Genomic DNA, 511 nt, shown 5'->3' with positions numbered 1-511 from the left:
TGCGGCGATGGTAGAGATTGTCTTGCGCATGTGTGTACCCCCTGAGTACTTATCCGCAACAGCCGCGGACGTGTCCATGTTTCGAGAGCGAAGCCTTTCGCTCTGCCGGCAACGCGATCAGCGCATCACGATGCCGCGGGCGGCCAGATAGGCCTTGGCTTCCGGAATCGTGTATTCGCCGAAGTGGAAGATGCTCGCGGCGAGCACCGCATCGGCCTTGCCTTCGAGGATGCCATCGGCCAGGTGCTGCAGATTGCCGACGCCACCGGAGGCGATCACCGGGATGCACAGCGCTTCGCTGATGGCCCGGGTGACGCCCAGGTCGTAGCCGCTCTTCACGCCGTCCTGATCCATGCTGGTCAGCAGGATTTCGCCAGCGCCGAGGTCTTCCATCTTCTTCGCCCAGGCCACCGCATCCAGGCCGGTGGGCTTGCGCCCGCCATGGGTGAAGATTTCCCAGCGACCCGGCTCGCCCGGCGCGGAGACCTTCTTCGCATCGATGGCGACGACG

The 511-nt window shown here is 64.4% G+C and carries 1 protein-coding gene; it reads right to left on the bottom strand.

The genetic code is table 11. The features are described 5' to 3' along the window. Positions 1–117: 117 nt before the first annotated feature. Positions 118–511 (bottom strand): HisA/HisF-related TIM barrel protein (gene hisF / locus CXQ97_RS21365; protein ID WP_258062835.1); only part of this gene is annotated, 394 nt, incomplete at its 5' end.

Source organism: Arthrobacter sp. B0490 (assembly GCF_002929355.1).
Taxonomy (GTDB): domain Bacteria; phylum Actinomycetota; class Actinomycetes; order Actinomycetales; family Micrococcaceae; genus Arthrobacter_D.
The sequence above is the reverse complement of the archived record's forward strand: the minus strand, read 5'-3'. Positions and strand labels throughout refer to the sequence as shown.